14 protein-coding genes and 1 tRNA gene are annotated in these 13203 nt (G+C 71.9%); 9 read left to right on the top strand and 6 right to left on the bottom strand.

All coding sequences use genetic code 11. The features are described from left to right. Nucleotides 1–26 precede the first annotated feature (26 nt). The 8 genes from H9I49_RS21395 to H9I49_RS21430 are packed head-to-tail and all read left to right on the top strand — an operon-like array spanning nucleotide 27 to nucleotide 7290. Nucleotides 27–959 (top strand): ABC transporter permease, encoded by a 933-nt coding sequence (locus tag H9I49_RS21395; protein ID WP_188032436.1) that lies wholly within the window; start codon nucleotides 27–29, stop codon nucleotides 957–959. Further along, complete coding sequence (locus H9I49_RS21400; protein WP_188032437.1) at nucleotides 956–1882, top strand: ABC transporter permease; 927 nt, start codon at nucleotides 956–958, stop codon at nucleotides 1880–1882. The genes H9I49_RS21395 and H9I49_RS21400 overlap by 4 nt, the downstream gene beginning before the upstream one ends. Continuing rightward, nucleotides 1882–2751 (top strand): ABC transporter ATP-binding protein, encoded by an 870-nt coding sequence (locus H9I49_RS21405; RefSeq protein WP_188032438.1) that lies wholly within the window; start codon nucleotides 1882–1884, stop codon nucleotides 2749–2751. Before H9I49_RS21400 ends, H9I49_RS21405 begins: the two co-directional genes overlap by 1 nt. Beyond that, nucleotides 2744–3592, top strand: coding sequence for a dipeptide/oligopeptide/nickel ABC transporter ATP-binding protein (locus H9I49_RS21410; RefSeq protein ID WP_188032439.1), 849 nt, complete (start codon nucleotides 2744–2746; stop codon nucleotides 3590–3592). The genes H9I49_RS21405 and H9I49_RS21410 overlap by 8 nt, the downstream gene beginning before the upstream one ends. Continuing rightward, complete coding sequence (locus tag H9I49_RS21415; protein ID WP_188032440.1) at nucleotides 3589–4572, top strand: aldo/keto reductase; 984 nt, start codon at nucleotides 3589–3591, stop codon at nucleotides 4570–4572. The genes H9I49_RS21410 and H9I49_RS21415 overlap by 4 nt, the downstream gene beginning before the upstream one ends. Further along, nucleotides 4569–5363, top strand: coding sequence for an HpcH/HpaI aldolase/citrate lyase family protein (locus H9I49_RS21420; protein ID WP_255524185.1), 795 nt, complete (start codon nucleotides 4569–4571; stop codon nucleotides 5361–5363). Before H9I49_RS21415 ends, H9I49_RS21420 begins: the two co-directional genes overlap by 4 nt. Further along, nucleotides 5360–6589 carry an exo-alpha-sialidase gene (locus tag H9I49_RS21425; protein WP_188032441.1) on the top strand — a complete coding sequence of 410 codons (1230 nt, stop codon included), beginning with the start codon at nucleotides 5360–5362 and terminating at the stop codon, nucleotides 6587–6589. The genes H9I49_RS21420 and H9I49_RS21425 overlap by 4 nt, the downstream gene beginning before the upstream one ends. 26 nt (nucleotides 6590–6615) lie before the next feature. Further along, entirely contained in the window at nucleotides 6616–7290 is a 675-nt protein-coding gene (locus H9I49_RS21430; protein ID WP_370587690.1) for an SDR family NAD(P)-dependent oxidoreductase, read from the top strand. A 56-nt stretch (nucleotides 7291–7346) separates the two neighbouring features. Here the strand turns inward: H9I49_RS21430 and H9I49_RS21435 are convergent, their stop codons facing one another. The 4 genes from H9I49_RS21435 to H9I49_RS21450 form a co-directional block, all read right to left on the bottom strand. Further along, nucleotides 7347–8543 carry a thiolase family protein gene (locus H9I49_RS21435; RefSeq protein ID WP_188032443.1) on the bottom strand — a complete coding sequence of 399 codons (1197 nt, stop codon included), beginning with the start codon at nucleotides 8541–8543 and terminating at the stop codon, nucleotides 7347–7349. Between the two features lie 64 nt (nucleotides 8544–8607). Beyond that, nucleotides 8608–8680, bottom strand: a tRNA-Lys gene (locus H9I49_RS21440). A 132-nt stretch (nucleotides 8681–8812) separates the two neighbouring features. After that, nucleotides 8813–10060, bottom strand: coding sequence for an MFS transporter (locus H9I49_RS21445; protein ID WP_188032444.1), 1248 nt, complete (start codon nucleotides 10058–10060; stop codon nucleotides 8813–8815). Beyond that, nucleotides 10054–11484 (bottom strand): FAD-dependent oxidoreductase, encoded by a 1431-nt coding sequence (locus H9I49_RS21450; protein WP_188032445.1) that lies wholly within the window; start codon nucleotides 11482–11484, stop codon nucleotides 10054–10056. The genes H9I49_RS21445 and H9I49_RS21450 overlap by 7 nt, the downstream gene beginning before the upstream one ends. Nucleotides 11485–11604: 120 nt before the next feature. On the opposite strand from H9I49_RS21450, the gene H9I49_RS21455 reads away from it, so the two are divergent. Then, nucleotides 11605–11973, top strand: a complete 369-nt coding sequence (locus tag H9I49_RS21455; RefSeq protein WP_188032446.1) for a helix-turn-helix transcriptional regulator — start codon at nucleotides 11605–11607, stop codon at nucleotides 11971–11973. Here H9I49_RS21455 and H9I49_RS21460 read toward each other — a convergent pair. Then, nucleotides 11957–12403, bottom strand: coding sequence for an arsenate reductase ArsC (locus H9I49_RS21460; protein WP_188032447.1), 447 nt, complete (start codon nucleotides 12401–12403; stop codon nucleotides 11957–11959). The two genes, H9I49_RS21455 and H9I49_RS21460, sit on opposite strands and share 17 nt — an antisense overlap. Further along, nucleotides 12400–13167 carry an aquaporin gene (locus tag H9I49_RS21465; protein ID WP_188032448.1) on the bottom strand — a complete coding sequence of 256 codons (768 nt, stop codon included), beginning with the start codon at nucleotides 13165–13167 and terminating at the stop codon, nucleotides 12400–12402. Before H9I49_RS21465 ends, H9I49_RS21460 begins: the two co-directional genes overlap by 4 nt. Nucleotides 13168–13203 lie beyond the last annotated feature (36 nt).

The raw sequence follows: 13203 nt of genomic DNA on the forward strand, positions 1-13203 counted from the left end.
GCACCCGACGGCACCAAGGTGATCCCATGTTGACCTACGTCCTCAAGCGCATCGGGCAGACCGTGCTCACCGCGTTCCTCGCGACCGCGACGGTCTTCGTCCTGCTGCGGATGGCCCCGGGCGACCCGGCGGCGAACTACGCCCCGCCGAACCCCACCTCGGCCCAGCTCGAGGCCATCCGCCAGCAGTTCGGACTCGACCAGTCGATCCCGGTGCAGTTCGTGACCTTCCTGCAGCACCTCCTCCAGGGTGACGTCGGCACCTCGTTCTTCTTCAAGCGCCCCGCGCTCGAGGTCGTCATGGAACGCCTGCCCTACACCATCACGCTGGCGGTGGCCGCGATCGTCGTCACGGCGGTGGTCGCGATCCCCCTCGGCGTGTGGATGGCCCGCCGGGCCAACACGGCACAGGAGCTCGGAGCCAACATCGCGACGATCGCCGGCCAGTCGATGCCCGACTTCTGGATCGGCTTCGTGCTGCTCATCATCTTCGCCGTCAACTTCGGCTGGTTCTCGCCGGCCGGGTTCAACTCGGCGAGCTCGATCGTGCTGCCGACCGTGACGATCGCGATCCTGCAGGTGGCCCTCATCTCGCGGCTCGTGCGCCGAGAGATGGTCGTCAACCTCGCCTCGCCGTACCTCACGGTGGCGCGGTCACGTGGCATCTCGGAACGCGCACTGACGTGGCGCTACGCGTTCGGCAACTCGGCCATCCCCGTGGTCACGGCGCTCGGCACCCGGTTCGCAGCGATGCTGAACGGTGTGGTCATCGTCGAGGTCGTCTTCAAGTGGCCCGGTGTGGGGGAGCTCGTCGTCAACGCCCTCAAGCAGCGCGACTTCCCGCTCATCCAGGCCACGGTCCTCGTCACGGTCGTGCTGGCCCTCGTCGTCCAGCTCCTCGTCGACCTGCTCTACCCGCTCATGGACCCGCGGGTCCGACTCGGAGAGGCCAGCGCATGACCACCTCCACGCCGAACCTCAGCGAGGTCCCCGGCTCGATCCTCGGTCGCGAGTCGGCCGTCACCAGGCTCCTGCTGCGCCGCTCGGCCGCCGCTCGCCGCGCCCGCTACAGCACCATCAAGATCTGGGTCGGCGTCGTCTGCGCCGGGCTCGTCGTCATCCCCGTGGCGCTCGCCCAGGTGCTGCCGCTGCCCGACCCGATCGTCGGCGCCCTGTCGGAGTCGTCGCTGCCGCCGTTCAGCCCGGGGCACCTCTTCGGCACCGACCCCAACGGTCGCGACCTGCTCAGCCGCATCCTGCACGGTGGGCAGACCTCGCTCGTCATCGGCGTGCTCGCCATCATCGTCTCGGGCCTCGTCGGCATCGCGGCGGGGGCTGCGGCGGGCTACTTCGGCGGCTGGGTCGACACGATCGTCTCGCGTCTGCTCGAGGCCCAGATGTCGCTGCCCCTGCTGCTCATGCTGCTGCTCGTCGTCGCGCTCTTCGGCCCGTCGATCCCGGTCATCACGCTCGTCATCGCGTTCGCGCAATGGCCCGAGCCCGCCCGCATCACCCGGGCGCTCGTGCTCGTCGAGCGGGAGAAGCCCTACGTGGCGGCCGCCCGCGTGCTGGGGCTGCACCGCGTCTCGATCATCGCCAGGCACGTCATCCCCAACGTGCTCCAGCAGGTGCTCGTCGTCGTGCTGCTGCTCCTCGCCCAGGCTGTGCTGCTCGAGAGTGCCCTGAGCTTCCTCGGCGCCGGCGTCCAGCGGCCCTACCCGACGTGGGGCGGCATCATCTCCGACGGCCGCGAGCTCTTCGTCACCGGCAAGTGGTGGCTCGTCACCATCCCGGGTGTCGTCATCGCCCTGCTCGTCGTCGGTGTCAACCTCGTCGGAGACGGCCTGCGCGACCGCGTCCGCCGCGCGAAGGGAGACCAGTGATGAGTGTCTTAGAGGTCAAGAACCTCCAGGTCGAGCTGATGACCGGCTCGAGCGTCGTCCGCGCCGTCGACGGGGTCAGCTTCCACATCGACAAGGGTGAGACCGTCACGATCATCGGCGAGTCCGGCTCGGGCAAGTCGACGACGGCCATGGCCGTCCTCCGGCTGCTGCCCGACGACCTTGCGGTCATCTCGGGTGAGGCGCGCATCGCGGGCCAGGACGTCACCGGCAGCCGCAAGGTCATCGACAAGCTGCGGGGGCGCGCCGTCGCGCTCATCCCGCAGGACCCGATGACGGCGCTCAACCCGATCCGCACGATCGGGGCGCAGATGACCGAGGCCGTCCGCGTGAAGTACCCGAAGCTGGGCAAGGCGGAGGCGAAGGCGCGGGCGCTGTCGCTCATGGAGCAGGTCCACATCCGCAACCCCGCCAAGCAGTTCGACGCCTACCCGCACCAGCTGTCGGGCGGCATGCTGCAGCGCGTGCTCATCGCGATGGCGGTCTCGACCGACGCCGACCTCATCGTCGCCGACGAGCCCACGAGCGCCCTCGACGTCACGGTCCAGGCCGGCATCCTCGACCTGCTGCTCGAGCTGCAGGAACAGACAGGAATCGCGCTGCTGCTCATCACGCACGACCTCGGCGTCGCGCGCCTCATGAGCGACCGCGTCCACGTCATGAAGTCGGGCGCGTTCGTCGAGGGCGGTCCCGTCACCGACGTGGTCGACCACCCCCAGCACCCGTACACCCAGAAGCTGCTCGGTGCGATCCCCGAGCTGGGCCCGTGGGAGGACCCCGCGCTCGCGCAACCCGAGGCGTATGCCGTGAGCGACGTCCCCGGGCTCGACAAGGAGGCCAGCCATGGCTGACGACCTGCTCACCGTCCGCAACCTCGTCGTCGAGTACCGCACCGGCAAGGAGGTGTTCCGCGCCGTCGACGACGTGTCGTTCAGCGTGCCGCGGGGCGGCACCCTCGCCATCGTCGGCGAGTCGGGGTGCGGCAAGTCGACGATCGCCAAGGCGCTGGTGCGGCTGCTCAAGCCGACGTCGGGTCAGATCGACCTCGACGGCACCGACCTCGCCCAGCTCCCCGAGAAGCGACTGCGACCGCAGCGGCACCGCGTGCAGATGGTCTTCCAGGACCCGTACGGCTCGCTCGACCCGCACCTGACGGCCCAGGAGATCGTCGCCGAGCCGATCGCCGTCCGCGGCGAGAAGTCGCGAAAGATCCAGCGCGACAAGGCCGCCGAGCTCATCGACCGCGTCGGCCTGCCCAAGACGGCGCTCGAGCGCAAGCCGCCGGAGTTCTCCGGTGGGCAGCGCCAGCGCATCGGCATCGCCCGCGCTCTCGCGTCCGGCCCGGAGCTGCTCGTCTGCGACGAGGCGACGAGCGCGCTCGACGTGTCGGTGCAGGCCCAGGTGCTCGAGCTGCTCGCCGACATCCAGAAGGAGACCGGCCTGACCTACCTCTTCATCTCGCACAACCTCGGCGTGGTGCGGGCCATCTCGCAGGACACCCTCGTCATGCGGGCCGGCCAGATCGTCGAGAGCGGCCGCACCGACGACCTGCTCTCGCGCCCGCAGGAGGAGTACACCCAACGGCTGCGCCGCTCGGCCCTCGAGCCGGGTCTCATGACCGGTATCAAACCGCGACACCTCATCCGACACATCGCCGCCTCCCGGACGGCGGAGACCGAGAAGGCCTCATGACCCTCCCCACCATCGACCTGCCCGGCCTCGACCGGCCGCTCTCCCAGCTCGTGCTCGGCACGATGACCTTCGGCGACACCGTCGACCTCGACACCGCCCGCACGATGGTCGACACGGCGCTCGACGCCGGCATCACCTCGATCGACACCGCCAACGGGTATGCCGCCGGGCGCAGCGAGGAGATGCTCGGCGAGATCCTCGCCGGCCGGCCACACGCGGCGACGGTCGCCACCAAGGCCGGCATCTACCCCGGTGACGCCGGTGACGCGCCGCTGCTCTCCGCGGCGGGGCTTCGCTCGTCGCTCGAGGCGAGCCTGCGCCGGCTGCGCACCGACCACGTCGACGTCTACTACCTGCACCAGCCCGACCGGGCCGTGCCGATCGACGAAACCGTGTCCGCCCTGGGCGAGCTCGTCAAGGAGGGCAAGGTCCGCGCCATCGGCGTCTCGAACTTCTCCGCGTGGCAGATCGGCGACGTCTTCGCGGCCTGCGACGCGCTCGGAGCGCCACGGCCGATCCTCGCCCAGCAGCTCTACAACCTCGTCGCCCGGCGCATCGAGGCCGAGTACGCCGAGTTCGCCACGACCAAGGGGCTCGCGACGATCGTCTACAACCCGCTCGGCGGCGGCCTGCTCACCGGGCGGCACTCGTTCGCCGAGTCGCCGACCGAGGGCCGCTTCGGCTCGTCGGCGCTCTCGACGATGTACAAGGACCGCTACTGGAACGCCGAGACGTTCGCGGTCGTCGAGGCGCTCGGCGCGATCGCGTCGGACGCCGGCATCACCCTTCCCGAGCTGTCGCTGCGCTGGCTGCTGAGCAAGCCGGTCGTGTCGTCGGTGCTGCTCGGTGGATCCAAACCACACCAGCTGGAGGCCAACATCACTGCTGCACAAGCCGGTCCGCTCCCCGACGACGTCGTCGCCGCGTGCGACGAGGCCGGCCTGGCGATCGCCGGGTCGATGCCGGGGTACAACCGATGAGCACGGCGATGCAGCGCAGTCGCGAGCGTGTGCTCGACTACGCCCGACGGGTGCGGGCGCGAGAGACGATCCTCGGCTACTGGGTCATCATCGACTCGCCGGTGTCGACGGAGCGGATCGCCCGGCTCGGCTACGACTACGTCTGCTTCGACGCCCAGCACGGGCTGTTGGACTACAAGGGCATCCTCGCCGGGATGACGGCGATCGACGCCGGCGGCGAGTCGGTCGGCATGGTGCGGGTCGGCGCCAACGACCCGTTCCTCATCGGCCAGGCCCTCGACTCGGGCGCTGCCGGCATCATCGTGCCGCTGGTCAACACGGCCGAGGACGCGGCTCGTGCGGTGTCGTTCGCGAAGTACCCGCCGGACGGCATCCGCTCCTACGGCCCGATGCGCTCGCAGCTGCGCATCGGCCCCAACCCGGCCGACTCGAACGCCGCGACAGTGGTGCTCGCGATGATCGAGACGCCACAGGGCCTCGAGAACGTCGAGGCCATCGCGGCGACGCCGGGCATCGACGGGCTCTACATCGGTCCGTCCGACCTGCGCATCGCCGTCGGTGGTGCGACGTCGACCGACCCAGCCGTCGGCGAGGCGTTCGAGTCAGCTGTCGAGCGGGTCCTGCGGGCGGCCGAGTCGGCGGGCATTGCTGCCGGGTTCCACACTCCCAGTGGGGAGGTCGCGGCCAAGCGTCTCGGCCAGGGCTTCACGCTCGCCACGGTCTCCTCCGACCTCATCCACCTCGAGCAGGCGGCGACCGCCCACCTCAAGGCCGCCCGGGGAGCGTCGTGAGCCTGGCCGGCGCCGGCACGATCCCGGCCGACGGTGTCCTGCGGCCGCGTGACGGGGGCGGCCGCACGGCATACCTCCCGACCCCGACGGTGCAGTGCCACGCGGCCAACCTCGCGTGGCTGCCCAACGGCGACCTCGCGTGCGCCTGGTTCGGCGGGACGCAGGAGGGTGTCAGCGACATCACCGCGTACCTCTCGCGTATGCCGTCCGGCTCGGACACGTGGCTCGACCCGGTGCCGCTCAGCGACGACCCCTCGCGCTCGGAACAGAACCCTGTCCTCTTCACGGCACCCGACGGCGACCTGTGGTTGCTCTACACGGCTCAGCTCGCCGGCAACCAGGACACCTCGGAGGTGCGCCGGCGTGTGTCGCGTGACGGCGGCGACACCTGGGAGCCTCCGACGGTGCTGCTGCCGGCGACGTCGGCCGGCGGTGTGTTCGTGCGCCAGCCGCCCGTCACGCTGGCGAGTGGCCGCATCCTGCTGCCCGTCTTCAACTGCGTGACGGTGCCGGGGGAGAAGTGGGTCGGCAACGCGGACACGTCGAGCGTGTGGTGGAGCGACGACGGTGGCGCCACGTGGGCCGAGACGGCGGTGCCCGGGTCGCTGGGCTGCGTCCACATGAACATCATCGTGCGACAGGACGGCTCGCTCTGGGCGTGCTTCCGCAGCCGCTGGGCCGACCACATCTGGGAGACGACGTCGACCGATGAGGGGTTGACGTGGGCCGCGCCGACGCCGACCGGGCTGCCCAACAACAACTCCTCGATACAGGCCGCCGGCCTCGGTGGAGAAGAGGTCGCGCTCGTCTTCAACCGAAGCTCGTCGGCCGATGCCACCGAGCGCCGGATGTCGCTCTACGACGAGATCGACGACGAGGGCGTGCGTGACGGGCTCGAGGGTCCGGTCGTCGCGGAGCCGTCGCCCGAGACGGCCGAGGGCCGGCGGACCGCCTTCTGGGGTGCTCCGCGAGCACCGATGACGCTCGGCCTCAGCCCGGACGACGGGCGCTCGTGGCCGGTCACCGTCGACCTCGAGACCGGCGACGGCTACTGCATGTCCAACAACTCGCGCGACGGCCTCAACCGCGAGCTCTCCTATCCCTCGGTGCTGCCCGGCCGTGACGGCGACCTGCACGTCGCCTACACGTACCACCGGCGGGCCATCAAGCACGTGCACCTGCCCGCCGACGTCGTCGACCGCTTCCGAGCGAGCGCATCGCGGTGAGGGATCCCGCAGCACGCAGCGCGGTCGTGACGGGGGCCAGCTCGGGCATCGGGCTCGCCATCGCCCACGACCTCGTAGCGGCCGGGTGGGAGGTGCTCGGCCTGAGCCGCTCGCGCGGCGCGCTGTCGGACGCCGCCACGTGGGTGCCCTGCGACTTGGCCGACCTCACGTCGACCGGCGAAGCCGTGCAGGCGGTGCGCGAGGCCCTGGCCGGCGGCGTCGGCGCCGTCGTCCATGCCGCCGGGCTGCAGTACTCGGCCGGAGTCGGGCGCCTGCGGCCCGACCACGGCGGGCAGATGTGGGCCGTGCACGTGCGCGGGGCCGAGCTCGTGGTCGGCGGGCTCGTCGATGCCCTCGTCGACGACTGCCGCGTCGTGCTCGTCGGCAGCCGGACGATGACCGGCGTGCCCGGCAAGAGCCAGTACGCCGCGACGAAGGCCGCGCTCGCCGCGATGGCCCGCGCGTGGGCGGCCGAGCTCGCACCGCGTCGGATCACCGTCAACGTCGTGGCGCCCGGGCCGACGCGCACGGCCATGCTCGACGACCCGAACCGTGCGTCGGTGCCGCCCGTCCAGCCGCCACTCGGCCGTCTCGTCGAGCCGTCCGAGGTGGCGGCGCTGACCCGGTTCCTGCTCGAGCCGACCGGTGCGATGGTGACCGGTCAGACGATCGTCATCTGCGGCGGCGCCTCGCTGGGCTGAGCGGTAGCGCCGCAGAGGTCCGTACTTGCGACCCCGAGCTGCGCGTCGGGTCCCGGTCAGGCTGTGACGTTCTCGAGGACCACGGCCAGACCCTGGCCGACCCCGATGCAGATGCACGCGACGCCCCAGCGCCCGCCCGAACGCTGGATGCTCCGGGCGAGGGTGCCGAGGATGCGGCCGCCCGAGGCGCCGAGCGGGTGGCCGATGGCGATGGCGCCGCCGTGGCGGTTGACGATCTCGGGGTCGATGCCCCACGCATCGAGGCAGGCGAGCGACTGGGCGGCGAAAGCCTCGTTGAGCTCGACCGCTGACACGTCGCCCCAGCCGATGCCGGCGCGGGCGAGTGCGATGTCCGCCGCCTCGACGGGTGCGAAACCGAAGAACTGCGGGTCGATCGCGCTCGCGCCGCGGCCGGCGATGCGGGCCAGTGGGGGAAGCCCGAGGCGCTCCTGCGCGCGCTCGCTGCCGAGCAGGACCGCGGAGGCGCCGTCGTTGAGCGGCGAGGCGTTGCCGGCCGTGACGGTGCCACCCTCCGTGCGGAAGGACGTGCGCAGCCCGGCGAGGCGCTCGGGTGTCGTGTCCGCCCGGATCGACTCGTCGCGCGCGAGGTCGACACCCGGGACGGGCACGACGAGGTCGTCGTAGAAGCCATCGGCCCAGGCGGCGTCGGCGAGCCGGTGGGACCGCGCGGCGAACGCGTCCTGCCGCTCCCGTGTTATGCCGTGCCGCTCACGCAGCTGCTCGGTCGCCTCGCCCAGCGACACGGTCCATTCGGACGGCATCCTCGGGTTGACGAGCCGCCAGCCGAGGGTCGTCGATGAGAGGTCCAGGTTGCCTGCGGGATAAGGCTTCTCGGTCTTCGGCAGGACCCACGGCGCACGGCTCATCGACTCGACGCCGCCGACGAGCACGACGTCGGCATCGGCCGTCGCGATCTGGCGGGACCCGATCATCGCCGCGTCGAGGCTCGACCCGCAGAGGCGGTTGACCGTCGAGCCCGGGATGCTGGTCGGCAGGCCGGCCAGGAGTGTGGCCATGCGCGCGACGTTGCGGTTCTCCTCACCGGCGCCGTTCGCGTTGCCGAAGACCACCTCGTCGACCTGCCCGGCGCCGTCGCCGGCGAGGCCGGGGGAGCGGTCGACGACCGACCGCACGACGAGGGCGGCGAGGTCGTCGGGTCGGGTCCCCGCCAGGGCGCCGCCGTAGCGGCCGAACGGAGTGCGGACGGCGTCGTAGACGAACGCGTCGATCACGGTCGGGGACTTCCTCGTCGGAGCGGACGGCATGCGGCAGGGCGCATGCCACAGCAGGTGCTCGTGGGCCCCGTCGGGCTCGAACCGACGACCAGCGGATTAAAAGTCCGACGCTCTACCGACTGAGCTAGAGGCCCGGGACGTCGCAGTGTTGCACCAGCAACGGTAGGAACATCCGTCGGGTGGTTCCAGTCGTGCGCCGTCGTGCCGCCCAGTATGCACGACACCGACGGCGTGCCCACCGCGTCCCCACCGGTCCTCACACGTCCTCACCGATGCCCGGACCACCGGGCGGGAGCCTCACCCGTCGCGCAGGCGAGCAGCGCCGCAGCGGTCGAGACGGCTGCGAGCAGCCAGAACACGTTCGGGGAGCCGCCCAAGGGGGTGGTCAGCGCTGCCCCGGCCCACGGGGCGAGGGCGCCGGCGATGGTGACTGGGGCGGCCAGGGTGGCGGTGAGTCGCCCGTAGGCCACGGTGCCCCACCGGTCCGGAACCGCGGTCGCCTGCAGGAGGGTCAGGTTGCCGCGGACCACGCCGGCCGCCATCGCTGCCACGGTCAGCAGCCAGATGGGGCCGGAGACGGCAGTGAGCAGCGCCGTGGTCGCTCCGCCGGCCAGGATGAGTGCGGCCGTCCGGGTCCGCGCACGGGTTCGCGCGGCCAGTGGCGCGTAGAGGATGCGGCCGAGGGTCTGTCCGAGGCCACCGAGGCCGAGCCCCCACGCGGCCTCGCTGGTGGTGGCGCCACGGTGTGTCAGCAGCGGGATGAGCCCGAAGACGACGGCATACATGGCGAACCCCGACAGGGTTAGCGCCGCGGCCAGGAGCAGGAAGTGGCGGCTGCGGACGATGCTCGTGGAGACCTCGTCGGTTCCGGGGCCCTCCGGCGAGCCGTGGGACCGGTGCTGGGGGACCAGCGGTGCCCAGGGGCCGCGGAGAGCGACCGCGTGCAGGGGCGCCGCGACGACGAGGACGACGAAGGCCAGCACGAGACCGGCCTGGCGCCACCCGAGCGTGTCGGTCAGGGCGGCCGTGACGGGGGCGAAGACGGTGCTGGCGAGGCCGCCGGCGAGCGTGACGGTCGTCAGGGCGCGGACGGGCTGGGGGCCGTACCAGCGGGTGAGGGCCACGAACGCCGGCTGGTAGAACGTCGCGGCCATCGCGAACCCGGCCAGCACCCACGCGGCAGCGAACACGGGCAGGCTCCCGGCGGTGGCGATCACTGCGAACGCCACCGCCCCGAGCACTGAACCGAGGGCCATCACCCGGCGTGGGCCGGTGCGGTCGACGAGGTGCCCGACGGGGATCCCGACCACGGCGGAGACGACGAGCGCCGTCGAGAAGGCCGCCGTCACGGACGTCGGTGACCACCCGGTGTCGCGGGTGATCGTGGGCAGCATGACGGGGAACGCGTAGTAGAGCACGCCCCAACCGACGACCTGCGTGACGCACAGCGCCGGCAGCGCCAAGCGTGGTCGCGCCGCCCGGCTCGCCGACCGCCGGGTGTCCGACGTCAGCATCCGCCGGATCCGGCGGCTCCTGCGCTCGACGGGGCGCCGATCTGGATCAGCTGGGGCGCGGCGGAGCAGCAGCCGCCCGGGGCGCCGCTCCCGTCGGCCTTGGCGGCATCCGGCTCGTCGAAGAGCCCGGCGCCGCCGCAGACACCGGTCTCCGGGAGGGTGAGCTCGACGCGCGAGGCAGCCTCGTGGTCGCCCGCGAGCGCGGCGGTGACAGACCGGACCTGCTCGTAGCCGGTCATCGCGAGGAACGTCGGCGCGCGTCCGTACGACTTCATCCCGACGACGTAGACGCCCTGCTCGTCGTGGGTGAGCTCGGCCGCCCCGTGCGGGTAGACGGTGCCGCACGAGTGCACGTTGGGGTCGATGAGCGGTGCGAGGCCGACGGGAGCCTCGAGCCGGTCGTCGAGGCGCAGGCGCAGCTCGGACATGATCGAGTGGTCGGGCCGGAAGCCGGTCAGGCCGATGACCTCGTCCAGGCCGTCGACGCGGCGCCCGTCCTCGCTCACGAGGCTCATCGTCACGTCCTCCGCGTCCGTTCCGTCGAGCTCGACGACTTCGGTGCGGAAGCCGGCGACGACCTCGACGTGTCCTGCCGCCACCGCGTCGCGGGCGCGCAGCCCGAGAGCGCCGCGCGCGGGCAGCTGGTCGGAGTCGCCGCCTCCGTATGCGTTGCCCACCGTTCCCCGACGCAGCACCCAGACCGCGCGGGTGCCCGGCACCTGCTCGGCGAGCGCGGCCAGGGCGACGAGGGCGGTCAGCGCGGAGTGGCCGGATCCGACCACGGCGGTGCGCCTGCCGCCGAACCGGGCGAGGTCGCCGGGGTCATGCGTGTCCGGGACCCGATAGGAGACCCGTTCGGCGACGGCGGGGTCGTGCTCGCCGTCGGCGGGGTAGCCGTCGCTCCCGAGTGGGTTGGGGCGCGTCCATGTGCCGGACGCGTCGACGACGGCGGTGGCGATGAGGCGCCGCGTGCGCCCGTCGGGGTGGTGCACGTGGATGGTGAAGGGCTGACTGTCGCGACCCGAGTCGACGACGCGGTCACGACCTAGCCGGGCGACGCCCGTCACGGTGACGCCGTACTCGACGCGGTCGCCCAGGGCGTCAGCGAGCGGCTGCAGGTACCGCTCGGCCCACTCGGCGCCGGTCGGGTAGCGCGCCGGGTCGGGCTCGCTCCAGCCGCGCCGGGAGAGCAACCTCCGAGCGGCCGGGTCGACGAGCTCGGCCCAGCGGGAGAACAGCCGCACGTGGCCCCACGAGGCCACGGACGCCCCGGCGCGGTTCCCCCGCTCGAGCACGACGGGCTCGAGGCCGCGCTCGAGCAGGTGCGCCGCGGCGGCGAGGCCGATGGGCCCGGCTCCGATGACCACAACGGGTGCGGCGGCGTTCGGGCCCGGTGACGGGGCGAGGGTGGGCGTGCTGCTCATGGGAACCTCCGGGCACCGTGGTCGCTCAGGGGAAACGGCCACCTGGTTTGATTCGACGGCTGTCGATGTCCTGACAGGCGCCATCTTGCGCCTCGTATCGACAGATGTCAACATAGACATATGTCGAATCTGCTGCCGGTCCTCGATGTGTCGTCCAGCGCCACTGCTGTCGCCGAGCCGTGCTGCACGCCGCTGACTCGTGCGCCTCTCGCAGTGGAGGACGCGGAGCGCGCCGCCGGCATGTTCAAGGCGCTCGGCGACCCTGTGCGGCTGCGCCTCTTCTCGAACGTCGCCTCAGCGGACGGTGGCGAGACCTGTGTGTGCGACATCCAGGACGTCGGGGTGTCACAGCCGACCGTCTCGCACCACCTGAAGAAGCTGCGCGAGGCCGGGCTCCTCGAGTCGGAGCGTCGCGGTACGTGGGTGTACTACCGGGTCGCGCCCGGGGTCCTGGCCGTCATGGCCGCGCTGCTCACTCCCGACGCGTGACCGGTGCGAGCTCGACGGGCTCGACCCCGAGCTCGGTGAGCAGCGTGCGCACGCGCTCCTTGATCTCGTCGCGGATCGGACGGACGGCGTCGACGCCGTGCCCGGCCGGGTCGGCGAGCTCCCAGTCCTCGTAGCGCTTGCCGGGAAAGATCGGGCAGGTGTCGCCGCAACCCATGGTGATGACGACGTCGGAGGCCCGAACGGCATCGGTGGTGAGGATCTTGGGCGTCTCGGTCGAGATGTCGATGCCCTCCTCGAGCATCGCCTCACGGACGGCGGGGTTGACCTCGTCGGCGGGCGCCGACCCGGCCGAACGCACCTCGACGGCGCCCCCGGACAGGTGGTGCGTGTAGGCCGCTGCCATCTGCGAGCGACCTGCGTTGTGGACGCAGACGTAGAGCACGCGGGGGCGGGCGGTGTCGGAGGTCATGGCTGTCCTTCCAGGTCGATGTAGTCGGTCCGGGACGTGCTGGCGTGGGGGAGGACGACGTCGTCGGCACGCGTACTCGCGTCGGGTTGCAGGACGAGGGTCACGCCGACGCCGGCGGCGAGTCCCACAGCCTGCATGGCGATGAAGGCGGCGGCCGAGCCGGGTGCGATACCGGCGAACGTGTCGGAGAAGATGCGGCCGACGGTCACGGCGGGGTTCGCGAACGACGTCGAGCTGGTGAACCAGTAGGCGGCCCCGATGTACGCCCCGACGGCCGGGGCGGCGACCGCACCCCGGCCCGACCTGGCCAGCGCGAAGACGAGTGCGACGAGGAACGTCGTCGCGACGACTTCGGCGACAAGGGTGCCCGTGGAGGCGCGGCTCTTCGTCGAGACCGACGTGCCGACCTCGAACATCACGTTCGCCAGCACGGCGCCCACGACGCCGCCCACGACCTGTGCGGCGACGTAGGCGCCCACCTCGCGCAGGGTGAGCCCGTGCCCGGTACGGCGACCCAGCACCCAGTCCGCCATCGAGACGACCGGGTTGAAGTGCGCCCCTGACACCGGGCCGAACAGCAGGATCAGCGTGGTGAGCCCGAATGCCGTGGCGGTGCTGTTCTCGAGCAGCTGGAGCCCGGTGTCGCCGGGCGAGAGCCGCTGCGCGGCGATGCCGGAGCCGACGACGACCACGACGAGCATGGCCGTGCCGACGAGCTCCGCGAAGAGCCTGCGGCGCAGGTCGGGGGCGGGAGGGGTGCTCACGCGCCCATGTTGACGGCTGACAACTGGCTCAGTCAA

This window comes from Terrabacter sp. MAHUQ-38 (assembly GCF_014518425.1).
Lineage (GTDB): Bacteria > Actinomycetota > Actinomycetes > Actinomycetales > Dermatophilaceae > Terrabacter.

Coding starts and splice junctions, on each gene's coding strand:
- H9I49_RS21450 (WP_188032445.1), bottom strand. CDS start 11,484: ATGAGCAGCACGCCCACCCTCGCCCCGTCACCGGGCCCGAACGCCGCC.
- H9I49_RS21395 (WP_188032436.1), top strand. CDS start 27: ATGTTGACCTACGTCCTCAAGCGCATCGGGCAGACCGTGCTCACCGCG.
- H9I49_RS21460 (WP_188032447.1), bottom strand. CDS start 12,403: ATGACCTCCGACACCGCCCGCCCCCGCGTGCTCTACGTCTGCGTCCAC.
- H9I49_RS21410 (WP_188032439.1), top strand. CDS start 2,744: ATGGCTGACGACCTGCTCACCGTCCGCAACCTCGTCGTCGAGTACCGC.
- H9I49_RS21455 (WP_188032446.1), top strand. CDS start 11,605: ATGTCGAATCTGCTGCCGGTCCTCGATGTGTCGTCCAGCGCCACTGCT.
- H9I49_RS21415 (WP_188032440.1), top strand. CDS start 3,589: ATGACCCTCCCCACCATCGACCTGCCCGGCCTCGACCGGCCGCTCTCC.
- H9I49_RS21445 (WP_188032444.1), bottom strand. CDS start 10,060: ATGCTGACGTCGGACACCCGGCGGTCGGCGAGCCGGGCGGCGCGACCA.
- H9I49_RS21420 (WP_255524185.1), top strand. CDS start 4,569: ATGAGCACGGCGATGCAGCGCAGTCGCGAGCGTGTGCTCGACTACGCC.
- H9I49_RS21405 (WP_188032438.1), top strand. CDS start 1,882: ATGAGTGTCTTAGAGGTCAAGAACCTCCAGGTCGAGCTGATGACCGGC.
- H9I49_RS21400 (WP_188032437.1), top strand. CDS start 956: ATGACCACCTCCACGCCGAACCTCAGCGAGGTCCCCGGCTCGATCCTC.